The 21,713-nt window shown below is 66.7% G+C and carries 16 protein-coding genes; 10 read left to right on the top strand and 6 right to left on the bottom strand.

Annotated elements, in window-relative coordinates; genetic code table 11:
* Positions 1-31: 31 nt before the first annotated feature.
* Positions 32-1,564, top strand: a complete 1,533-nt coding sequence (locus CAL18_RS15430; RefSeq protein ID WP_231494534.1) for a phospholipase D family protein — start codon at positions 32-34, stop codon at positions 1,562-1,564.
* 35 nt (positions 1,565-1,599) lie between these two features.
* Here CAL18_RS15430 and metG read toward each other — a convergent pair whose 3' ends face one another.
* Both metG and CAL18_RS15420 read right to left on the bottom strand, forming a co-directional pair.
* Positions 1,600-3,675 (bottom strand): methionine--tRNA ligase, encoded by a 2,076-nt coding sequence (gene metG / locus CAL18_RS15425; protein ID WP_094818233.1) that lies wholly within the window; start codon positions 3,673-3,675, stop codon positions 1,600-1,602.
* Between the two features lie 141 nt (positions 3,676-3,816).
* Positions 3,817-4,092: a hypothetical protein gene (locus tag CAL18_RS15420; RefSeq protein WP_026638891.1), complete on the bottom strand. Its 276-nt coding sequence runs from the start codon at positions 4,090-4,092 to the stop codon at positions 3,817-3,819.
* Positions 4,093-4,190: 98 nt separating this feature from the next.
* Between CAL18_RS15420 and apbC the strand changes: the two genes are divergently transcribed.
* From apbC to dcd, 4 genes are all read left to right on the top strand, one after another.
* On the top strand, positions 4,191-5,279 hold the full coding sequence (gene apbC / locus CAL18_RS15415) for an iron-sulfur cluster carrier protein ApbC (RefSeq protein WP_094797297.1): 1,089 nt from the start codon (positions 4,191-4,193) through the stop codon (positions 5,277-5,279).
* A 12-nt stretch (positions 5,280-5,291) separates the two neighbouring features.
* Positions 5,292-7,214, top strand: a complete 1,923-nt coding sequence (locus CAL18_RS15410; RefSeq protein ID WP_170940370.1) for an autotransporter assembly complex protein TamA — start codon at positions 5,292-5,294, stop codon at positions 7,212-7,214.
* Complete coding sequence (locus CAL18_RS15405; protein WP_094818231.1) at positions 7,211-10,825, top strand: translocation/assembly module TamB domain-containing protein; 3,615 nt, start codon at positions 7,211-7,213, stop codon at positions 10,823-10,825. The genes CAL18_RS15410 and CAL18_RS15405 overlap by 4 nt, the downstream gene beginning before the upstream one ends.
* A gap of 81 nt (positions 10,826-10,906) precedes the next feature.
* Positions 10,907-11,470: a dCTP deaminase gene (gene dcd / locus CAL18_RS15400; protein ID WP_012250980.1), complete on the top strand. Its 564-nt coding sequence runs from the start codon at positions 10,907-10,909 to the stop codon at positions 11,468-11,470.
* 109 nt (positions 11,471-11,579) lie between these two features.
* Here the strand turns inward: dcd and CAL18_RS15395 are convergent, their stop codons facing one another.
* From CAL18_RS15395 to CAL18_RS15385, 3 genes are all read right to left on the bottom strand, one after another.
* The gene (locus CAL18_RS15395) at positions 11,580-12,077 is read right to left on the bottom strand and encodes a GAF domain-containing protein (RefSeq protein WP_026638887.1); all 498 of its coding nucleotides are present in this window, start codon (positions 12,075-12,077) and stop codon (positions 11,580-11,582) included.
* Positions 12,074-13,045: a Bug family tripartite tricarboxylate transporter substrate binding protein gene (locus CAL18_RS15390; protein ID WP_026638886.1), complete on the bottom strand. Its 972-nt coding sequence runs from the start codon at positions 13,043-13,045 to the stop codon at positions 12,074-12,076. The genes CAL18_RS15395 and CAL18_RS15390 overlap by 4 nt, the downstream gene beginning before the upstream one ends.
* A gap of 98 nt (positions 13,046-13,143) precedes the next feature.
* Entirely contained in the window at positions 13,144-14,982 is a 1,839-nt protein-coding gene (locus CAL18_RS15385) for a gamma-glutamyltransferase family protein (RefSeq protein ID WP_026638885.1), read from the bottom strand.
* A 97-nt stretch (positions 14,983-15,079) separates the two neighbouring features.
* Here CAL18_RS15385 and CAL18_RS15380 point away from each other — a divergent pair, with 97 nt between their 5' ends.
* Positions 15,080-16,057 carry a LysR substrate-binding domain-containing protein gene (locus CAL18_RS15380; RefSeq protein ID WP_026638884.1) on the top strand — a complete coding sequence of 326 codons (978 nt, stop codon included), beginning with the start codon at positions 15,080-15,082 and terminating at the stop codon, positions 16,055-16,057.
* An 8-nt stretch (positions 16,058-16,065) separates the two neighbouring features.
* On the opposite strand, the gene CAL18_RS15375 is transcribed toward CAL18_RS15380, so the two are convergent.
* Positions 16,066-16,488, bottom strand: coding sequence for a VOC family protein (locus tag CAL18_RS15375; RefSeq protein WP_026638883.1), 423 nt, complete (start codon positions 16,486-16,488; stop codon positions 16,066-16,068).
* 260 nt (positions 16,489-16,748) lie between these two features.
* Here CAL18_RS15375 and CAL18_RS15370 point away from each other — a divergent pair, with 260 nt between their 5' ends.
* The 4 genes from CAL18_RS15370 to CAL18_RS15355 all read left to right on the top strand — a co-directional run bounded on the left by CAL18_RS15370 (position 16,749) and on the right by CAL18_RS15355 (position 21,672).
* Positions 16,749-17,198 (top strand): hypothetical protein, encoded by a 450-nt coding sequence (locus CAL18_RS15370; RefSeq protein WP_038852101.1) that lies wholly within the window; start codon positions 16,749-16,751, stop codon positions 17,196-17,198.
* Between the two features lie 182 nt (positions 17,199-17,380).
* Positions 17,381-19,642: an arginine/lysine/ornithine decarboxylase gene (locus CAL18_RS15365; protein ID WP_026638881.1), complete on the top strand. Its 2,262-nt coding sequence runs from the start codon at positions 17,381-17,383 to the stop codon at positions 19,640-19,642.
* 31 nt (positions 19,643-19,673) lie between these two features.
* A complete protein-coding gene (locus tag CAL18_RS15360) occupies positions 19,674-20,876 on the top strand; it encodes an NAD(P)/FAD-dependent oxidoreductase (protein ID WP_051423684.1) in 1,203 nt (400 codons plus the stop codon).
* A gap of 181 nt (positions 20,877-21,057) precedes the next feature.
* The gene (locus CAL18_RS15355; protein WP_026638879.1) at positions 21,058-21,672 is read left to right on the top strand and encodes a superoxide dismutase; all 615 of its coding nucleotides are present in this window, start codon (positions 21,058-21,060) and stop codon (positions 21,670-21,672) included.
* Positions 21,673-21,713: the final 41 nt, after the last annotated feature.

Genomic DNA, 21,713 nt, shown 5'->3' with positions numbered 1-21,713 from the left:
CCCGCGCCCGCGCAACGCGCCGGAAACCACCATGTGGCTGAAGCAGTGCATGGCCGCGCTGGGGCTGGCGATGTTGGTGGGATGCTCGCTACCGCCTCAGCAGGGCCGCACCGAATCCAGCGCCTTGCCTGCCGAGCAGGCGCGCCAGACGGCGCTGGGGCGCGCCATCGCACCCCTGGCCGATGCACACCCCGGCTTGTCCGGCATTTATGCCCTGGCCGACGCCCGGGCCGCGTTCGCCGCCCGGGCCCTGTTGCTGCGCGCCGCCGAAAAGACACTGGATGTCCAGTACTACATCTGGCGGGGCGACATGACTGGCACGCTGCTGCTCGAAGCGCTGTATGACGCCGCCGAACGGGGCGTACGGGTCAGGCTGCTGCTCGACGATAACGGCGTCGCGGGCCTCGACGACGTGCTGGCCGCGCTGGACAGCCATCCGAATATCGAAGTGCGGCTGTTCAATCCGTTTGTGATTCGTCGACCCAAGATGCTGGGGTACCTGACCGACTTCTCGCGGCTCAATCGCCGCATGCACAACAAGTCGTTCACGGCCGACAGCCAGGCCACCATCATCGGCGGACGCAACATCGGCGATGAATACTTCGGCGCGGCCGACGACGTGCTGTTTGCCGATCTGGACCTGCTTGCCGTGGGGCAGGTGGTGGGCGACGTGTCGAACGATTTCGACCGCTATTGGGCAAGCGAGTCGGCCTACCCGATTGCGGCGCTGCTGGGGCCCGCCGACACGAGCCCGCTCCAGGCGCTGCACGAATCGGCGGAACAGGTCGAGCAGAATCCCGCGGCGTCCGCCTACATGCAGGCAATGCGCGACCTGCCCTTCATCGGCCAGATGCTGGAAGGAAAGCTCGCCTTCGAATGGGCGCCCACCCGCATGGTGAGCGACGACCCGTCCAAGGTGTCGGACCCGTCGCCCGGCACGGTGACCCTGGTCGATCAGTTGAAACAGGTCGTCGGCGAGCCGGCCACCGAGCTGGAGCTGGTATCGCCTTACTTCGTGCCCACGGAGGCGGGCACGGCCGCCCTGACACAGATGGTGCGCCGCGGCGTGCGGGTGCAGGTGCTTACCAACGCGTACGAGGCCACGGATGTGGCCGTGGTGCATTCAGGCTATGTCCGGCAGCGCAAGGCCCTGTTGCGAGGTGGCGTGCAGCTGTACGAAATGCGCGGACAGCCCGACGGCACGGCGCCCGCCGCGGGGCCTCTCGGCAGTTCGGGGTCCAGTCTGCACGCCAAGACGTTCTCGGTAGACCGCCAAAGCGTGTTCGTCGGGTCGTTCAATTTCGACCCGCGTTCGATCAACTTGAATACCGAGCTCGGCTTTGTCGTGGATAGCCCCGTCCTGGCTGCGCAGATGGCCGATCTGTTCGATCAGGATGTGGCGCGGCACGCCTACCGGGTAGAGCTGGAGCCTGATGGCAGCCTGTACTGGATCGAAGAAAAAGATGGCGTGCAGCATCGCCATGACACCGAGCCCGGCACGGTCTGGTGGCAGCGCTGGCTGATCTGGTTCCTGTCGTTGCTGCCCATCGAGCCCTTGCTGTAGCGGGGGGCGGGGGCGGGCGTCGCCCCCGCCGGCCGCTAGCGAACCCGCATGCCCGGCTGTGCGCCGGGCCAGGGTTCCAGCACATAGATGCCGGCGTCGACGCCTTCGTCGGCGTGGCTGGCGGCCAGCACCATGCCTTCGGATACGCCGAACTTCATCTTGCGCGGCGCCAGGTTGGCCACCATGACAGTCAGCTTGCCCACCAGGTCTTCGGGGCGATAGGCCGACTTGATGCCAGAGAATACGTTGCGGTGCCGCCCTTCGCCGACGTCGAGCGTCAGCTGCAGCAGCTTCGTGGACCCTTCTACATGCTGGCAGTCGACGATGCGGGCAATGCGCAGGTCGATCTTGGCGAAGTCGTCGATGGTGATCGTGTCGGCGATGGCTTCGCCGCCGGGAACCGGCGCGGGCGGCGCGGCCTCGGCGGGCGGTTCGAACAACTGGTCGAGCTGGGCCGGATCCACGCGTTGCATCAGGTGCTTGAAGGGCGCCACGCGCTGCGGCAGCTCCGCGGCGTCGGACCACACAAACGCCTGTGTCGCGCCGAACAGTTCGCGCGCCACCCGGTCGGCCAGCGCGGGCAGCACGGGCGCCAGCATCACCGACAGGGCCTTGAACCCCGCCAGCGAGCGCGAGCAGATGTCTTGCAGGCGCGCCTTCTGGGCGGCGTCGGCATTGCCGATGCCCTTGGCCAGCACCCACGGCTGGGCCGCATCGAACGCCTGGTTGATGCCGTCGGCGTAGGCCATGATTTCGCGGATGGCGCGGTTGTATTCGCGCGCCTCGAAGGCTGCGCGGATCGATTCGGCCTGCGCGGCGAACTCTGCCGACAGTGCCGCCGTATCGCCGTCGTAGGCGAGCTCGCCATCGAAATGGCGTGTAATGAACGTGGCGGCACGGCTGGCGATATTGACGTACTTGCCCACCAGGTCGCTGTTGACGCGCGCCACGAAGTCGTCCGGGTTGAAGTCGATATCTTCGACGCGGGCGTTGAGTTTGGCGGCGATGTAGTAGCGCAGCCATTCGGCGTTCATGCCCAGGTCCAGGTAGCGTAGCGGCGAGATGCCCGTGCCGCGGCTCTTGGACATCTTTTCGCCGCTGACTGTGATGAAGCCGTGCACGTTCAGCGCGTCCGGCGTCTTGCGCCCGGCGAACTTCAGCATGGCGGGCCAGAACAGCGCGTGGAAGTAGATGATGTCTTTGCCGATGAAGTGCACCTGCTCGGTGCTGCCTTGCGGGTCGAGCAGCGCGTCGAAATCGAGCCCCTGCTTATCGCAATAGGACTTGAGCGATGCCAGGTACCCCACGGGCGCGTCGAGCCACACGTAAAAGTACTTGCCGGGGGCATCGGGAATCTCGATGCCGAAGTAGGGCGCGTCGCGCGAAATGTCCCAGTCGCCGAGCTTGGCCTGCCCGTCGTCGCCGCCCAGCCATTCGCGCGTCTTGGCCAGCACTTCGGGCTGCAGGTGCTTGTTGCCGGCGGAGTTGCTGCCCGCCGTCCATTGTTGCAGGAACTCGACGCAGCGCGGGTCCGACAGCTTGAAGAAGAAGTGCTCGGACGATTTCAGTACCGGCGCGGCGCCGGTAAGCGCGGAATAGGGGTTCACCAGCTCGGTGGGCGCGTACACCGCCCCGCACACTTCACACGAATCGCCGTACTGGTCCTTGGCGTGGCACTTGGGGCATTCGCCCTTGATATAGCGGTCGGCCAGGAACATGCCCTTGACGGGGTCGTAGAACTGTTCAATGGCGCGGGTTTCGATCAGGCCCTGCGCCTTGAGGGCGCGGTAGATGTCTTGCGACAGCGCCACGTTTTCGGCCGAGTGCGTGGAATGCCAGTGGTCGAAGCGGATGTGAAAGCCATCCAGGTAGCGCGGCCGCTCTTCGGCATAGCGCGCCACCAGGGCCTCGGGCGTAATGCCTTCTTTTTCGGCCTTGAGCATGATGGGGGCGCCGTGCGCGTCGTCGGCCCCCACGAAATGCACCGTATGCCCCGCCATGCGCATCGAGCGCACCCAGATGTCGGCCTGGATGTATTCCATGATGTGGCCAATATGGAAGGAACCGTTGGCGTAGGGCAGCGCGGTCGTGACGAACAGGGTGCGGGGCATGTCGGAAAGAGTGGTTCGCAAATGGGTAGCCGGCTATTTTAGCGGCCCGGCGGGGTGGCGCCAGCGCAGCGCCAAAGCACGCGCCCCCGCGCCGGCCGGAGCCGGGGCGGGGGCGCTGAAAAAGAGCGGTTCGCGCGCCGTCTAGCGGACTTCGCGGACTTCGACGTCGATGACGTCGCGGGGCGCGGCGGGAAACGGGCCCTGGGCGCCCGGGCGGAAGCTGCCGGGACGCGCCGTCTGGCGTTGGCTCCAGTAGGCGCGCACGCCGAATGGCTTGCCGCGGACCTTGGCCACCACGTACAGAATGCCGATGGCGATGGCCGTGGAAACCATGAACACCAGGGCCATGGCCATGCCGAACAGGGCCAGCACGGCAAACGCAACGGCACGGAAGAATCGGGAGATAGTGTCGGTCATTGTGGTCGGACGCAAAACAGGACAAAAGGTTCCCGCGTATCCGCTATCCTTGAGGGTAGCGGGCGGCGCAAAGCCGTCCTGCCCAGGGAATCAGAGTAATGAGTATACCGACAGCGGAAGTCCGTGCGGCATTGCGGGCGGTGCAAGATCCCATTTCCCGCCGAGCGTTGGCTGATTTTGTAAAAGATCGTGACATCGCATGGCGCGGCGATGCGTTGTCGTTGACCGTCACGCTGGGATATCCGGCCGACCACGTGGCGGCCGAAATCGAGCGGGCCGCCTGCCGCGCACTGGCCGCCGCCGGGGCGCCCGACGCAAAGGTGGCGGTGAAATGGTCGGTTGGCGCCCATGCGGTGCAACGCGGGCTCAGGCCGCTGCCCACGGTGCGCAACATCATTGCGGTGGCCTCGGGCAAGGGTGGCGTGGGCAAGAGCACCACCGCCGTCAATCTGGCGCTTGCGCTCGCGGCCGAGGGCGCGCGCGCCGGCATTCTGGATGCCGACATCTATGGCCCCAGCGTTCCCACCATGCTGGGCATTACCGGCCGGCCGGCCAGCCACGACAATAAAACCATGGAGCCGCTCGAAGGCCATGGGCTGCAGGCAAACTCCATCGGTTTCCTCATCGATGCCGATGCGCCGGCCATCTGGCGGGGCCCGATGGTGACGCGGGCGTTCGAGCAGATGCTGAACCAGACCAACTGGCGCGACCTCGACTACCTGATCATCGACATGCCGCCCGGCACGGGCGACCTGGCGCTGACCCTGGCGCAGAAAGTGCCCGTGGTGGGCGCCGTGATTGTCACGACGCCGCAAGACCTGGCGCTGCAGGATGCCCGCAAGGGCTTGCGCATGTTCCAGAAAGTAGACGTGCCTATCCTGGGCATCGTCGAAAACATGGCAGTGCACGTCTGCAGCAATTGCGGCCACGCCGAGGCGATTTTCGGCGAAGGCGGCGGTCGGCGCATGGCCGAGCAGTACCAGGCCGCCTGGCTGGGCAGCCTGCCCCTGGCCGCGGACATCCGGGCCCATGTCGATTCCGGCCGGCCCAGCGTGGTGGCCGATCCGCAAGGCGAGGCCGCCAGCCGCTACCGCGACATCGCCCGCAAGGTTGCCGCCGCGGTGGCGGGGTTGCCGCGCGACATGGCAGGCCGCTTGCCGCCCGTTGTCGTGCAGCCTTCCGCCTGAGCCATGCGGGCCATGCGGTCAGCGGCCGCTTTGCTTCTGTTCTTGTTGATGGGCGCAGCGCCCGTGGCGCATGCCCAGGTGCCCGAAGTGGTCATCGACCCCGGCGGCGTGGCGCCGGCCGCCCTGCAATCGATCACGTCGGCGGTAGACGCCATCACGCGCCTGGCCGAAGACCAGGATGGCGGCGAAATCACCCGCCTGCGGCGGCGCGCCCGCGACGCAACCTTGGCCGCGCTTGCCACCCAAGGGTACTTTTCGCCTACTGTCACGCTCGAAACGGGCACCGATGTCGCTGGCGAAACCTGGGATATTTCCATCCAGCCGGGCAAGCGCGCGCACGTGGCATCCGTCGAGCTCAAATTCACGGGCCGCATCACGCGTGCCGAATATGCCGAGCGCGTGGCGCAGCTGCGCAAAGACTGGCTGCTGGGCGTCGGCCAGCCTTTCATCAACGCCGACTGGAACCGCGCCAAATCGACGCTGCTGGACGCCGTGGCGGCGCGCGATTTCATGCTGGCGCATATGGCGGCGTCCGACGCAGTGGTACATGCCGATACGGCCGAAGTGCATCTGTCGGTCACCATCGACAGCGGGCCGCTGGTGCGCATGGGGCCGCTGAACACCCAAGGCCTGCGGCGCGTGCCCGAATCGCTGGTGCGGCGCTATGTGCGCTACGACCAGGGCGATCCGTTCAACCAGGACGAGCTCGACGCCTGGCAGCAGGACCTGCAGACCACGTCGTTCTTCCGAGGCGCTTTCGTTACCCTGGACCCGACGCCCGCCGACGCGTCGCCGCAGGCGCAACGCCCATCCGACCGTCCGGCCGCCACGCAAACCGAACGCGCCCGCGCGCCGGGCTCCAGCGGGTTGGCGGCCGACACGCCGATGGGCGATCCGCAGGTGGCGGGCGGGCCCGAGGCCGGGCCGGCGCCGGCCTACGATTCCGACGGCGAAATCACCTTGCCGGTGGACGTGCGTGTAGTCGAGGCGCCGGCCCGGCGCGTGGCGGTGTCGCTGGGCGTGGATAGCGACGCGGGTGTGCGCGCCGAAACCACTTACCGGCAGAACGTCGTGTTCGGCGTGCCGGTCACGCTTGAAAGCGGCATAGGCGTCGACCGCCTGCGCCAGCGTGCCTACCTGGATTTTCATCTGCCGCCCGATGAAAAAGGCCAGCGCGACTCGATCGGGCTGCTGGCGGATCATTCCGATATCCAGGGCCTGGATGTACGCCGCGTGGCGTTGGGCGCGACCCGGCTGCGAGTGCGGCAGGGCGCGGGCGACAGCCGCGTCCAGTACGAAAACCGCTGGGGTGTGCTCCTGGCGCACGACCACGTCAAGATCGACGGAGGCGACGAATACGATCTGCCCAGCGGCACCCTGACATCCGAATGGCTGCGGCGCGATGTCGACAACAAGTATGACCCGCGCGAAGGCAACCTGATCGCCGTGGGCGGCGGCATAGGCGTGGTGCTCGACAGCGGCGACCCCTTCTTCCGGGTGCGCCTGCGGGGGCAGAAGTGGTGGCCGGTGGGCGAACGCGACGTGCTTACCGTGCGCGGCGAAGTGGGGCGCGTATGGTCCGATTCGGATACCCGGGTGCCCGATGACTTCGGTTTTCGCACCGGCGGGGCGCGCTCCATTCGCGGCTACCGTTATCAAAGTATCGGCGTCGACCGTGATGACGCGGTCGTTGGCGCGGCCAGCCTGGCGGTGGCCAGCATCGAGTACGACCATTATTTCAACGAGCGCTGGGGCATGGGTGTATTCGTCGACGCGGGCGACGCGGCCGAGACCTTCGGCAGCATGGAATGGCACCTGGGCTATGGCGTGGGCGCGCGGGTGCGTACGCCGGCCGGCCCCTTGTTCCTGGACCTGGCATACGGGCAGCGCGAGCGCGACTTGCGCCTGCATTTTTCATTGGGGATCGCGTTTTGAAGCGTTTGCGTGCCGTGTTTCGCCACCTGCTGGTGTGGTGGCTGCCCGTGCCCATTACGCTGGTGGTGTTGTTGTGCGCCTTCGGCGCGTGGCTGACGGGCACGCAGGCCGGCACGCGCATGTTGCTCACGACGGTCGCGCAGCAGTTCGACGGGCGTGCCGAACGGATCACAGGCAGCGTGCTGGGCGGCCTGGACGTGGGGCGCCTGCAGCTTGCGCTGCCCGGCGTCGCCATCGACATTGCCGACCTGCGGCTCGACGTGCGCTGGCGCGCGCTGGGCGAGCGCTTGCTGCACGTGCGCGAACTGTCCGCCGCGCATGCCTACATCGCCTTGCAGCCCGGCGTCGAGCCCGACCCGGAACCCGCTGCCGACCCCTTCGCCCTGCCGGCGCTGCCGGTCGATATCCGGCTCGACCGCCTGGCGCTGGGCTCGCTGGACTTGCGTACGAACGGCGAGCCGGTACCCGTGGCCATCGCCGACCTGGCGGCCGCGCTGCAAGTCGATGCGCAAGGCGCGCAACTGCGCCTGCACAGTCTGCACGTGGCCCATGGGTCGGAGCAGGCCGACCTGAGCGGCCAGGCGCACCTGCTGCAGCTGGCGGCGCCCTGGCCCATGCGGGCGCAGCTGGGCATCGCGGCGCAAGGCGTGGGCGCCGGCTCGCCCCTGTGCGCAAGCCGCAAGCTGGCGGCCGCCAAGCCGCCAGCCGACCACACGCGCGGCGCGGACGAGCCCGGCGCGGAAGGCGAAGCGCATCCCGGCGAGCCCGCGTCCGCGTGCGCCGCGTCCTTGCGCGTTGCTGCCCAGGGCACGCTGGACCGGCTCGACGTGCAGCTCGATGGCTCCACCGCAGATGGCGCGCTGTCGCTGGAAGGGCATGCGGGCCTCGCTCCCGCACAGGCTTTTCCTTTGATCACCGCCAAACTCGATTTGCGGCTGGCAGATAAATCGGGGCTGGCGGCCACGTTCGACCGGCAGCCCCTGGCCGGCCAGCCGGGCCTGGACCAGGTGAAAGCCACACTCGATGCGCAGCGCCTGGATCTGGCGACATTGGCGGGCGATGCGCTGCCTGCCGCGCGGCTCAGCGCAAGCGTGGCGGTCGATGCCCAGGTGGCGGGCGCCTACGAACTGCGGCATGCGCAGGTGCAAGCTTCCGTCGCTCCGGGCAGCCGCTGGAATCAGCACCCGCTTGCCGGCACCCTGGCGGGCCGGGTCGATGCGTTGCCGGCGCCGCCTGCCGCCAAGCCTGGCGCGCCCGGGGAGGTCCGGGCCGATCCGCTGGCAGGCTACCAGTTGCGCGACCTGAACCTGGACCTGACCCTGGGGCCCAACCGGCTGCGCGCGCAGGGCCAGCTCACCCAGGGGCAGGGGGCGCTCGCGCTGGACGCGAACTTGCCCAGGCTGGATGCTTTCTGGCCGGGCGTGCCGGGGGGCGTCACATTACAGGGCAAGCTCGATGGGCGGCTCGAACAGCATCGCGGGCAATTCAACGCGCGCTATACGCCGGCCGATACCCGTGCCGATACCTTGGGGCGGGCCCCGATCCGCGCCGAGCTGGGCTTTGCGGGCGGCTGGGGGCCGGCGCGGGGTGCGGCCGGGGGCGCGCCGGGCTGGCGCGGCCGCATCGAGCGGCTGGCCGCCAGTTCGATGGATTTTTCGCTGGAGCTGCAGCCCGTCGAGCTCGAGCTCGTGCCATCGGCCGTCGAGCCTGACTGGCAGTGGCAGCTGGGCGCCACCCAGCTTACGCTGCGCCTGCCGGACAAGCAGCGCGTGGTCATCGCCCACCAAGGTTCGCGCGGCGGCGGCGCACACTGGGAAACCGCGGGCCGGGCCGACAATCTCGTGCTCACGACCCCGATGGTGCGGCAGATTCTGCGCGCCCTCGACCCCCAGGCCGCGCGCACGGCCAGCGGCGGCAGGGTCAACCCGCGCGTGCCCGATGCGCAACGGCGCATCGCGCTGGACGCGTCCTGGAACCTGCGCTTCGATGGCGCTCTGGCCGGCAGCGCAAGGCTGGCGCGCCGCGACGGCGACTTGCGCATTCCCGGCGATCCCCCCATTGCGCTGGGGCTGACCGATCTTGTGCTGGACGTGGCGGCCAGGCGTACGGGGCCCGGCGTCAGCCAGCTCGACGCCACGCTGGACGTGCGCACCCGGCAAATGGGCACGCTGTCGGCGACGGCGACCGCCATGTTGCTTGCCAGCCCTTCGGGGGGCTTTGCCCTGGACGAGCGCCGCCCCATGCGCGCCAACCTCAAGGCCGACATTTCCGATCTGACGTGGATCGATCTGTTCCTGGGCGACACCATGGAAGTGCGCGGCAAGCTGCGAGCCGACCTTGCCGTGCAAGGCACGCTCAACGGCAAATGGACCAGCTCCGGCACGCTGCACGGGCAGTCGTTGCGTGTGGTTCGCATCGACGACGGCGTACGCCTGATCGACGGTACGCTGGCCGCGCATCTGGAAGGCACCCGCCTGGTACTGGATACGCTGCGGTTCCCGGCGTCGCTGCGCGTCATGCCCGACGAATGGCGCACCCGCGAATGGATCACCACCAATCCCGATGCCAAGGACGGCTACGTGGAAGCCACCGGGCACTGGGACCTGCTGCAGAACCGGGGCGCGGTGCGCGTCAAGCTGCACCGTTTTCCGGCGCTGCAACGCTCGGACCGTTACGCGATGGTATCGGGCAACGTCGATATCGACGCGCAGCTGCCCCGTCTGTCCATCACTGGTGACCTCGTCGCCGACGCGGGCTGGTTCAGCCTGGAAATCCTGCAAGGCGTGCCCAGCCTGGATGACGACGTGCGAGTGATCCGCGCGGGGCAGGACGAGCAGGCGCGATCCTCGCCGCTGCAGATGTCCATGAACCTGAAGTTCGACATGGGTCCGCGCTTCTACATCACCGGCATGGGGCTGGATGCGGGGCTGGTGGGCGCCATCGAGATCCGCATGGCCGACGGCCGCCTGACCGGGCTGGGCGCGCTGCGCACGCGCGGCGGCGGCATCGAAGCCTACGGGCAGAAGCTGCGCCTGCGGCGCGGCACGCTTACCTTCCAGGGCAGGCTGGATAACCCCTTGCTCGACATCGAGGCGCTGCGCACGGGCGAGCAGGTCGAGGCAGGCGTGCGGGTCAGTGGCACGGCGCAGCGTCCCCGTATCGACCTGGTGTCCTACCCCGAAGTCAGCGATGTCGAGAAACTGTCGTGGCTGATCCTGGGCCGCGGCCCGGACGAAGGCGGCAGCGACGCCGCGCTGCTGCTGTCGGTGGGCACGGCGCTGCTGGGGGGCGGGCAGCCTTTCTACCGGCAGCTGGGGCTGGACGAGCTCAGCATCCGCTCGGGTACCGTCGGCAGTTCGGGCAGCCTGCTGCCCGACCGCACCGTGGCCAGCCAGATCAACATGGACAGCAACAGCGCGCTGGCCACCCAATTCGTGGTCGCCAGCAAGCGCTTCGCCAATGGCATCACGCTCAGCGTCGAGCAGGCCATGTCCGGCTCCGAAACCGTGGGGCGGCTGAGCTATCGCCTGGCGCGCGGCCTGTCGCTGGACTTGAAAGGTGGTACCGTGAGCGGCATTGCGCTGGTCTATCGCACCTTCTTTGACGATTGAGCCGCCCGCCCTTGACCGCCGCAGGGGCCGCCGGCTTGCGCAAGCAGATAAAATAGCCGGCAACCAACCGGGGCAAATTTCATGAGCATCAAAAGCGACCGCTGGATCCGCCGCGCGGCCGAGGCCGGCATGATCGAACCGTTCGAGGCCGGCCAGGTCCGTACCGCCAATGGCGGCCGTATCGTCAGCTATGGCACCAGCAGCTACGGCTACGACGTGCGCTGCGCCGACGAATTCAAGATCTTCACCAACATCAATTCCACCATCGTCGACCCCAAGCAGTTCGACGAAAAGTCATTCGTGGACTTCAAGGGCGATGTCTGCATCATCCCGCCCAACTCGTTCGCACTGGCGCGCACGGTCGAGTATTTCCGCATCCCCCGCAGCGTACTCACCATCTGCCTGGGCAAGAGCACCTACGCGCGTTGCGGCATCATCGTCAACGTCACGCCGCTTGAACCCGAATGGGAAGGCCACGTCACGCTCGAGTTTTCCAACACCACGCCCTTGCCCGCCAAGATCTACGCCGGCGAAGGCTGCGCGCAGATGCTGTTCCTGGAAAGCGACGAAGTCTGCGAAACCTCGTATCGTGATCGCGGCGGCAAGTATCAGGGCCAGCGCGGCGTCACGCTGCCGCGCACCTGATCATCCGGCGGCCCGGCGATCCGGCGGCCCGGCGATCCGGCGGCCCGGCGGTCCGGCGATCCGGCGGGCGGGGCAGGCCCATCGGCCCGCCCCGCGGTCGCAGCATCGTTCAGCGCGCGAAAGCGGGCGCGGCCACATGCGCCGCCAGTCGGGCGAAGCTGACGTGCGCATCCTCGATGCGGGGTTCGCGCATCAGAAAGTTCACGGTGCCCAGGCACACGTCATCGGCCACTACCGGCACGTTGATCACCGACTGCAATCCCAGCCCCAGTATCGCCGCATGGTCATCGAACGACGCCCGGATCGCGTCGGCGCCTTCGCCCACATACACGCGGCGCCGCAGCAGCACATGCTCTGCCCACGGCATGCCGCGTTTCTGCTTCGAGCCGCCCGGCGGATAAGACACCGGGTCTGAGCTGTACAACCGTACGACCGCCATGTTCTCGGCGTCGTAGCGATTGACCGTACACAGCGCCTGGCGCAGCACGCCGTGAGCCCAGCGGTCCAGCTCGCCAAAAATGGCTGCAGGGTCCCGGCCGCCCAGTGCGTCGATCAGCGCGCCGCTGCGGGCGACGGCGGCCGCAATGCGTTCATGCAGATCCGTCATTGCGCCTTGATCCCCAGGTCGCGCACGATCTTGGTGTACTTCTGTGCGTCGCTTTCCACCGTCCTGGCGAAATCTTCGGGCGTAGACTGCGTAACCAGCACACCCATGTCGCCCATTTTTTTCTGCACTTCGGGCAGCGCCAGGATGCGGTTGATCTCTTTGTTCAGGTCGGCCACCAGCGCCGGGTCCATGCCGGCCGGACCGAAAGCGCCGTACCAGACTTCCATTGAATAGCCGGGCACGGTTTCGGCCACGATGGGCACATCCTTGAGCAGGGGCGAGCGTTGGGTCTCGGTAACCGCCAGCAGTTTCAGCTTGCCGGCCTGCACATGCGGCAGCGTCTGCGTGCCGGCGCTGAACAGCAGCTGCGTGCGGTCCGCCACGGTATCCAGCACGGCGGGCGCGCCGCCCCGGTAGGGCACATGCATCATCTCGATGCCCGTCGCCTTTTCAAACATGGCCGCGCTGAGATGGTTGGTCGAACCCGGGCCGGCCGATGCATAGGCGATGTCTTGCGGGTTGGCGCGCGCGTATTCGATGAATTCCTGCACGGTGTTGGCGGGCACCGACGGGTTCACCACCATCGTGTTGGTCACCAGCGCCAGCTGGGCGATGGGCGTGAAGCTCTTGACGCCGTCAAAAGGCATGTTGTCGTAAAGCGCTTCGTTCATGGTGTGCGTGCTCATCGAGCCGATCAGCAGCGTGTAGCCGTCCGGCGCGGCGCGCGCCACCATCGCCGAACCGATATTGCCCGATGCGCCCGATCGGTTCTCGACGATGACAGGCTGGCCGTAGCTCTTGGTCATGTGTTCGGACAGCATGCGCGCCAGGATGTCGGTCGAGCCGCCGGCCGCCCACGGCACGATAAGCGTGACGGGTTTTTCCGGCCACGCGGCCATCGCGGCGGCAGGCAATATGCCCGCCGCCAGCACAAGTCCGCGCAATGCGTTGCGTAATGAATAGGTCATGGTTGGTTCCCCTTGTTTTTGCGGCAAGCGCCGCCGTGCAAAATGAAATCGCGAGATGGGCGATCGTTGGTAATCAGGTTTTGTGCCGGGTACGGGGCCTATCGGCCGACCGCGTAACTTTGCATGCCGCGCGGGTTGGCGCCCGCGCGCAGCAGGTTCGCGCCGCCGCCGGCCGGTTCGCGCGTGCAGACGCTGATGCGCCCTTCCGACCACGGCGCGCCTACCGCCAGGTCGTGGCCTGCCGTGCGCAGCGCGTCCAGGGTGGCTTGCGGCATGCGCGATTCGACCGTGATGCGGTTCAGCGTGGTGGTGCGCGGCCAGAACGAACCAGGAAAGTGGTCGATATGCCACGACGGGCTGTCGATGGCCTCCTGCAAGTTCATGCCGCACAACGCATGGCGCAGGAAAAAAGCCACGGTCCATTGGTCCTGCTGGTCGCCGCCCGGTGTGCCGAACGCCATATAAGGTTGCCCGTCGCGCAATGCCATGCCTGGAGACAGCGTGGTGCAGGGGCGCGCGCCGGGCCGCAGCTGGCCCGCCACGCCATCGTCCAGCCAGGTCATCTGCAGGCGTGTCGTCAGTGAAAAACCCAGGCCGGGCACCGCCGGGCTGGACGACAGCCAGCCCCCCGATGGCGTGGCGGCCACCATGTTGCCGTCTTTGTCGATGACATCGATGTGGCACGTATCGCCGACAAACAGTTCGCGCTCCAGCCATTCGCCCACCGGCGGCAATTGGGCGAACGTGGGCTCGCCCACGCCGAAGCGCGTGTCGGCCTGCGCCAGCGCGCGGCGCGCTGCGTCCAGGTCCGGCATCGCGGGCGCGCGGCCTGCGGGCGAGCCGGGCCGCAGCTCGCGCGAGGCCTGCTCTGTAATCAGCGCCGCGCGCGACAACGCATAATCATCCGACAGCAGCGCCGCCAGGGGCACATCGTTGTATAGCGGGTCGCCGTACCATGCCAGCCTGTCTGCAAAAGCAAGTTTTGCGGCCTCGGCGATCCTGTGCACGAAAACCGGCGAATCCGCGGCGAGCCCGGCCAGCTGCAGGTGGCGAGCCATCGCCAGCTGTTGCAGGAAAACCGGCCCTTGCGACCACGGCCCGCATTTGGCCACGGTAAAACGCCCGAAGTCCAGTGTGGCGGGCTCTTCATAAGTGGCGCGCCAGTCGGCCATGTCTTCGCGCCGCAGCAGGCCTGCATTGCACTCGCCGGTGCAATCGCGCACAGGCTGGCGGTAGGCCTTGTCGATGGCTTTCGCAACGAAGCCGCGATACCAGATATCCAGCGCGGCATTGATGCGCGCACGGCGGTCGCTGCCCCGATTGTTGGCTTCGGCGGCGATGCGCGCATAGGTGTCGGCAATGGCCGGCGTGCGCATCAGGCGGTCGGGGTGGGGCACCTTGCCGGCGGGCAGCCAGACCTCGGCCGAGCTTTTCCATTCTTGGCGGAACAGGTCCTGCACTGCATAGATCGCCTGCACGATGCGAGGCACCAGCGGGAACCCGTGGCGGGCATAGTCGATCGCCGGACGCAGCACGTCGGCCAGTTCCCAGGTGCCGTGGTCGCGCAGCATCGTCATCCAGGCGCCGAAGGCGCCGGGCACGGTGGCCGGCAACAGCCCCACGCCCGGCACCATGTCCAGGCCCAGCCGGCGAAAGTATGCGGGCGTGGCCAGCTGCGGCGCCGTTCCCTGCCCGCACAGCGACTGTATGCGGGGATCTTTTTCGTTCCAGAGCAGGATGGGTACTTCGCCGCCCGGGCCGTTCAGGTGCGGTTCGACAATCTGCAGCATGAAGCCGCCGGCGACGGCGGCATCGAAGGCATTGCCGCCGCGTTCCAGTACGCCCATGGCCACCTGCGAAGCCAGCCAATGCGTGGACGAGACCACGCCAAACGTGCCGCGGATTTCCGGGCGGGTGGTAAAGCGGGGAGCGGACATGCCAATACCTGGAAGATCGTCATCGAGACCGGCCCAGTATAGTCAGCACGAATAACAGTACTATGCTGTTTTCACATAGATAGATAAGCATTTGGTTATGTCAGTCGCCAGCCCATCCAGCGGACTTTCAAGCCACTCCCAGCGCCTGCTGTCGCGCCTGAAGCTGCGCCACCTGACCTTGCTCACCCGGCTCGGGCGCCTGCGCTCGCTGACACGGGCCGCCGACGCCATGGGCATCAGCCAGCCCGCAGCCACGAAATCGCTTGCCGAGATCGAAGACATCTTCGAGGGCCCGTTGTTCGTACGTTCGCGCCAGGGGCTGCTGCCCACGCCGCTCGGGCAGCTGGCACTGGCACGGGCCGAGCGCATGATGCTCGACCTGGACCACTGGGGGCAGGAAATGGAAACCGTGCGTTCCGGCCGCGCCGCCCAGCTGCGGGTCGGCGTGATCCCGTTCGTTTCAGGGCGAATACTGACCCCCGTGCTTGAACGATTGTGTGCCGAAGGCATCGACGTGGTCTTGCATCGCGCCACCACCGACCGCCTGCTGCAGGAAATGCGGGGCCACGAGATCGATTGCGTCATCGGCCGCGCCGCGGCGGCCGTGGGCCTGGACAACATGTGGCACCAGGTGCTCTATGCGCAACGGCCGGCGCTGGTCGCGCACCCCGCCCTGGCCCGGCGCATCGCGCGTACGCGGCCCGACTGGCGGATGTTGGCGCAAGTCGACTGGATCCTGCCGTCGTCGGCCACGCCTATCGGCAATATGGTTACGGAACTGTTCACGCGCCAGCAGGTGCGCCCGCCCGTGGCGCGCGTACAGACTTACTCGGTAGATGTCATCGCCGGCATGCTGCGCAATAACCAGAACCTGTTGTCCATCGTGCCCGAAGACATCGCCCATGACATGGAACAGGCCGGCGGCGTGGCCCGCGTTGCGTGGGAATGGAACTGGGACTTGCCGCCGATCAGCCTGATACGTCAGGTACGCGACGTTCCGTTGGAAGCGGAGGAGCGGTTTTCCTGCATCGTGCGCGAAGTGTGCGCGTCTTCAGCCATCGTTGCGCAGGCGTAATCCGGCGCTCACGGCGGGCTGTTTCCCGGTGTGGATACCGCGTCGTAACCCTGCCCCAGGAACTGCAGGATGCACACGCCATGGCCGAACGGATCGCTCAGGTGGGCGATGCGGCCCCACGCGTGCGACTGCGGCGGGCTTTCCAGTATGGCGCCGGCCGCCACGGCCTTGTCCGTGGCGGCATCCAGGTCGTCGACCACGAAATCCAGGTGTATGGGCGTCCAGTGGCGCGCGTAGTCGCGCCCGCCGGTCACCGTGCCGGCGGGTCGCGTGCCCTGCGCCTTGCGCAACAGGTAAATGGGCGCGCCCGCACCCAGCATCTCGACGCCGTCGCCGCCGAAGCGGCGGGTGGTTTCCAGCCCGAATGCATCGCGGTAGAACTGCACCGCGCGATCCAGGTCGTCGACATCGATGTTGATCAGGACGTGCATGGTTACGGGCTGCCTGCCGCGTTGCGCGCGTGCAACAAAATAGCGTTTCGCAAAGTGTCAGTATGCGCGGCCGCCAGCGGGCGCGCAAGGCGTCTGCCTCTAGACGAGCGTGGCCGCAACACCCGGCTGCCGCACCCGTGACATGGCGTACGGGTTCGTAACCAGCATCGCATATCGCCACTTGCCCGCGGTCGTCGCCAAGGTGCGGCCAATATAATGAAATCACCCTAACACGCGGTCTGCCGGTACAGGAGCCAGCCATGTTCGGTGTACGCAAATCTACGCAGCAAGAAGTCGCCCTGGAAGTGCAAGACGAATTCATCGAGCGCGTCCAGAATGCGGCCGAAGACTTCCGCAAGGCCGTCCCCAGCCCGGCGGCCCTGGATTACTCCATGCCAAGCGTCGCGGCCCTGGATGCCGTGCTGCAAGAGGCGCACAGCGGGCGCCTGGCCCTTACCCCCATGCAAACGGTCGGCGCGGCGGCTTATCTGTACGAAGTCGCCCGGCGCCATTACGGGGGCTTGTACGAAGTGTGCGACGACGATGATCCCGTCGTGCTGGTCACGGGCGAACCCGAATTCGAAGTGTGCCTGTGCGCCATCGCAAAAGTGGAACGCTGCGTGCGCAATGGGCCGGCAGAACGCCTTCCCGAGTTCTTCCAGCACTATGTGCGCGCCGTCACCGACCGGCGGTCGGACACCATACGATAGGCGCGGCGGCCGGCCGGTCGCGCATCCCGCCAGCCCGTCCCTGCACCCGCCTGCGCCTGCTCGCAAAGCGGCCTACAATTCGGCTTTTAATTGCCGCCCGTCGCCGGGCGGCAATTTGTTCACCTGCGGCCAGAAACCCGCAGTACACTCGCCTCCGTTTTGCCTCGCCCTGGAGCGCCCGCATGAAATTCCGCTTCCCCATTTTCATCATCGACGAAGACTATCGTTCCGAGAACGCCTCGGGCCTGGGGATTCGCGCGCTGGCAGCCGCCATCGAGGCCGAAGGTGTCGAGGTGATCGGTGTCACCAGCTACGGCGATCTCAGCTCGTTCGCCCAGCAGCAAAGCCGCGCCAGCGCGTTCATCCTGTCGATCGACGATGAAGAGTTCGACGAGGACTCCCCGGAGGACGTGGCCAGCGCCATCAAGAACCTGCGTTCTTTTATTGGCGAACTGCGCTTTCGCAACGCCGATATCCCCATCTATCTGTACGGCGAGACGCGCACGTCCGAGCACATTCCCAACGACATCCTGCGCGAGCTGCACGGCTTCATTCACATGTTCGAAGACACGCCCGAGTTCGTGGCGCGTCACATCATCCGCGAGGCGCGCAGCTACGTCGACGGCCTGGCGCCACCGTTCTTTCGCGAGCTGGTTCACTACGCGCAAGACGGTTCCTATTCCTGGCATTGCCCGGGGCACTCCGGCGGGGTGGCCTTCCTGAAAAGTCCGGTGGGGCAGATGTTCCACCAGTTCTTCGGCGAAAACATGCTGCGCGCCGACGTGTGCAACGCCGTGGACGAGCTGGGGCAGCTGCTGGACCACACCGGCCCGGTGGCCGAGTCCGAACTCAACGCCGCGCGCATTTTCCATGCCGACCACTGTTTCTTCGTGACCAACGGCACGTCCACGTCGAACAAGGTGGTGTGGCACGCCAACGTCGCCGCGGGCGACGTCGTGGTGGTAGACCGCAACTGCCACAAGTCCATCCTGCACGCCATTACCATGACGGGCGCGATCCCGGTGTTCCTGCGTCCCACGCGCAACCACCTGGGCATCATCGGGCCGATTCCGCTCGAGGAATTCCATCCCGAAAACATCCAGAAAAAGATCGAGGCCAACCCCTTCGCGCGGCAGGCTGCGAACAAGAAGCCGCGCATCCTGACGCTGACGCAAAGCACGTACGATGGCGTGATTTACAACGTCGAGATGATCAAGAAGCAGCTGGGCAGCTACGTCGATACGCTGCATTTCGACGAAGCCTGGCTGCCGCATGCGGCATTTCACGACTTCTATAAAGACATGCATGCCATCGGGCCGGGCCGTCCGCGCCCCCAGGAACCGATGGTGTTCGCCACGCATTCGACGCACAAGCTGCTGGCCGGCATTTCGCAGGCGTCGCAGATCATTGTGCAAGAGTCCGAGACCCGCAAGCTCGACCGCAATATCTTCAACGAGGCGTACCTGATGCACACCTCGACCTCGCCCCAGTACGCCATCATCGCCTCGTGCGATGTGGCCGCGGCCATGATGGAGCCTCCGGGCGGCACGGCCCTGGTCGAGGAAAGCATCCGCGAGGCCCTGGACTTCCGGCGCGCCATGCGCAAGGTGGAATCCGAGTTCGGCAAGAACGACTGGTGGTTCAAGGTATGGGGCCCGAACCGGCTGGTGTCCGAGGGCATCGGCAACCGCGGCGACTGGGTGCTGGAAGCCAACGACCACTGGCACGGCTTCGGCGACCTGGCGCCGGGCTTCAACATGCTCGATCCCATCAAGGCCACCATCATTACGCCGGGGCTGGATATGTCGGGCAGCTTCGGTGAAACCGGCATCCCGGCCGCCCTGGTGTCCAAGTACCTGACCGAGCATGGCGTCGTGGTGGAAAAAACCGGCCTGTACTCGTTCTTTATCCTGTTTACCATCGGCATCACCAAGGGCCGGTGGAACACGCTGCTGACGGCGCTGCAGCAGTTCAAGGACGACTACGACCGCAACCAGCCGCTGTGGCGCATCCTGCCCGACTTCTGCCGCGACCACCGCCGCTATGAACGCATGGGCCTGCGCGACCTGTGCCAGCAAATCCACGAAGCCTATCGCGACAAGGACGTGGCGCGCCTGACCACCGAGATGTACCTCAGCGACATGGTGCCCGCGCTCAAGCCGTCGGACGCCTTCGCCCGCATGGCGCACCGCGAGGTCGAGCGCGTCGAGATCGACCAGCTCGAGGGCCGCGTCACGGGCGTACTGCTTACCCCGTATCCGCCGGGCATTCCGTTGCTGATCCCGGGCGAACGCTTCAACCGCACCATCGTGCAGTATCTGCAGTTCGCCCGCGAATTCAACGAGCGCTATCCGGGCTTCGAGACGTACATCCACGGGCTGGCCGAAGAAACCGGCCCGGACGGCTCCAAGCGCTACTACGTCGACTGCCTGATCGAAGACTGACGGTGTACTGGCCTGCCGGCGCATGCCGATGATGTTCGACGTAGCCGTCATCGGCGCGGGCGCCGCCGGCATGATGTGCGCCAGCGTGGCGGGGCAGCGCGGCCTGCGGGTCGTGCTGCTCGACCATGCCGAGCGCCTGGCCGAGAAAATCCGCATCTCCGGCGGCGGACGTTGCAACTTCACCAATATCGGCGCCGGGCCGGCCAACTTCCTGTCCGAAAACCCGCATTTCTGCCGCTCGGCCCTGGCGGGGTATACGCCCCAGGACTTCCTGGACCTGCTGCGCCGCCATCGCATTTCCTGGCACGAAAAGCATCGCGGGCAGCTCTTCTGCGACGACAGCAGCGAATCCATCATCGACATGCTGCGCGCCGAGTGCCAGGCCGCCGGAGTGCAATGGCGCATGCCGTGCCGCGTGGCCGAAGTGGCGCGCAGCGATGCGGGCTACGTGCTGCGCACCAGTCAGGGCGAGATCCATGCCGCCAAACTGGTCGTTGCCACGGGCGGCATGGCCATCCCGCAATTGGGCGCCACCGATTTCGCCTTGAAGCTCGCGCGGCAGTTCGGCCTGAAAGTGATCGAGCCCAGGCCCGCCCTGGTTCCGCTGACTTTCGATGCGGTCCAGTGGCGGCCGTTTGCCGAGCTTTCGGGCGTGGCAATCGAGGTCTCGCTCGCCACCGGCAGCGGCCGCGCGCGCGGCGAGTTCCTCGAAGACTTGTTGTTTACCCATCGCGGCCTGTCGGGGCCGGCGATCCTGCAGATATCCAGTTATTGGCAGCCCGGCGAAGCCATCGTCATCGACCTGGCGGCGGGCCGCAACCTGGCCGAAGCGCTGATTGCCGACAAACCGGGCAACCGCCAGCAGTTGCATACCGTGCTCAGCGGCCTGTGGCCGCGCCGCCTGGCGGATCAGTGGCTGCATTTGGCCGAACAGAACGGCTATCCGGGGTTGGCCACCATGCGCCTGGCCGATACGCCAGACAAGACGCTGCGCGCACTGGGGCAGGGCATTCATCAGTGGCGGCTGGTGCCCAGCGGTACCGCGGGTTACAAAAAGGCCGAAGTCATGCGCGGCGGCGTGGACACGCGCGGACTCGACCAGAAATCCATGCAGGCCCGTTCGGTTGCCGGTTTGTACTTTATTGGCGAAGCAGTCGACGTAACAGGCTGGCTGGGAGGCTACAACTTCCAGTGGGCATGGGCTTCCGCCGTGGCCTGCGGCCGCGCGCTCTGAGGGCCCGCGCGCGGCGCGCGAACGCCAGGCCGCCGATTGTATTTCTGAATAGAAATAACTATCATTTAGATTAAATTTATCGGAGATGCCGGCGGCAAGGGTCGCGTCGACAGGCACACGGGTTGCTGCGCCTGACGGCTCGAGCACCCGCTGCAAGCATTGACACCTATCGGAGGTTCGCATGCCCTACACCTTGCCCGAGCTACCCTATGCCTACGATGCACTGGAGCCGCACATCGACTCGCAGACGATGGAAATCCATTACACGAAGCATCACCAGACTTACATCAACAACCTGAACGCCGCCCTGGAAGGCGCCGGGCTGCCGACGGACCAGCCCATCGACGACCTGATGCGCCGGCTGGATACGTTGCCCGAATCGGTGCGTGGCCCCGTGCGCAACAACGGCGGCGGCCACGCCAACCACAGTCTTTTCTGGACGGTGATGTCCCCGCAGGGCGGCGGGCAGCCCGGCGGCGCCCTGTCGGCCGCGCTGGATGCCGAGCTTGGCGGGATGGACGCGTTTCGCGATGCCTTTACCAAGGCGGCCCTGACGCGGTTCGGCAGCGGCTGGGCGTGGCTGAGCGTCACGCCCCAGGGTAAGCTGATGGTGGAAAGCACGGCCAACCAGGACAGCCCCCTGATGCATGGGAATACGCCGATCCTGGGGCTGGACGTCTGGGAACACGCCTACTACCTGAAGTACCAGAATCGCCGGCCGGATTACATCGCCGCATTCTTCAACGTTGTCCACTGGGATGAAGTCGCGCGCCGCTACGACGCCGCCAAATCCTAGGCGCGGGCCGGCTTGCCTGCCGGACATGGGTTCAACCTTCT

This window comes from Bordetella genomosp. 7 (assembly GCF_002261415.1).
GTDB lineage: Bacteria > Pseudomonadota > Gammaproteobacteria > Burkholderiales > Burkholderiaceae_B > Bordetella_A.
This window is presented reverse-complemented; position numbering and strand designations above follow the sequence as displayed.

Coding starts and splice junctions, on each gene's coding strand:
- CAL18_RS15430 (WP_231494534.1), top strand. CDS start 32: ATGTGGCTGAAGCAGTGCATGGCCGCGCTGGGGCTGGCGATGTTGGTG.
- metG (WP_094818233.1), bottom strand. CDS start 3,675: ATGCCCCGCACCCTGTTCGTCACGACCGCGCTGCCCTACGCCAACGGT.
- CAL18_RS15420 (WP_026638891.1), bottom strand. CDS start 4,092: ATGACCGACACTATCTCCCGATTCTTCCGTGCCGTTGCGTTTGCCGTG.
- apbC (WP_094797297.1), top strand. CDS start 4,191: ATGAGTATACCGACAGCGGAAGTCCGTGCGGCATTGCGGGCGGTGCAA.
- CAL18_RS15410 (WP_170940370.1), top strand. CDS start 5,292: ATGCGGTCAGCGGCCGCTTTGCTTCTGTTCTTGTTGATGGGCGCAGCG.
- dcd (WP_012250980.1), top strand. CDS start 10,907: ATGAGCATCAAAAGCGACCGCTGGATCCGCCGCGCGGCCGAGGCCGGC.
- CAL18_RS15395 (WP_026638887.1), bottom strand. CDS start 12,077: ATGACGGATCTGCATGAACGCATTGCGGCCGCCGTCGCCCGCAGCGGC.
- CAL18_RS15390 (WP_026638886.1), bottom strand. CDS start 13,045: ATGACCTATTCATTACGCAACGCATTGCGCGGACTTGTGCTGGCGGCG.
- CAL18_RS15385 (WP_026638885.1), bottom strand. CDS start 14,982: ATGTCCGCTCCCCGCTTTACCACCCGCCCGGAAATCCGCGGCACGTTT.
- CAL18_RS15380 (WP_026638884.1), top strand. CDS start 15,080: ATGTCAGTCGCCAGCCCATCCAGCGGACTTTCAAGCCACTCCCAGCGC.
- CAL18_RS15375 (WP_026638883.1), bottom strand. CDS start 16,488: ATGCACGTCCTGATCAACATCGATGTCGACGACCTGGATCGCGCGGTG.
- CAL18_RS15370 (WP_038852101.1), top strand. CDS start 16,749: ATGTTCGGTGTACGCAAATCTACGCAGCAAGAAGTCGCCCTGGAAGTG.
- CAL18_RS15365 (WP_026638881.1), top strand. CDS start 17,381: ATGAAATTCCGCTTCCCCATTTTCATCATCGACGAAGACTATCGTTCC.
- CAL18_RS15360 (WP_051423684.1), top strand. CDS start 19,674: ATGTTCGACGTAGCCGTCATCGGCGCGGGCGCCGCCGGCATGATGTGC.
- CAL18_RS15355 (WP_026638879.1), top strand. CDS start 21,058: ATGCCCTACACCTTGCCCGAGCTACCCTATGCCTACGATGCACTGGAG.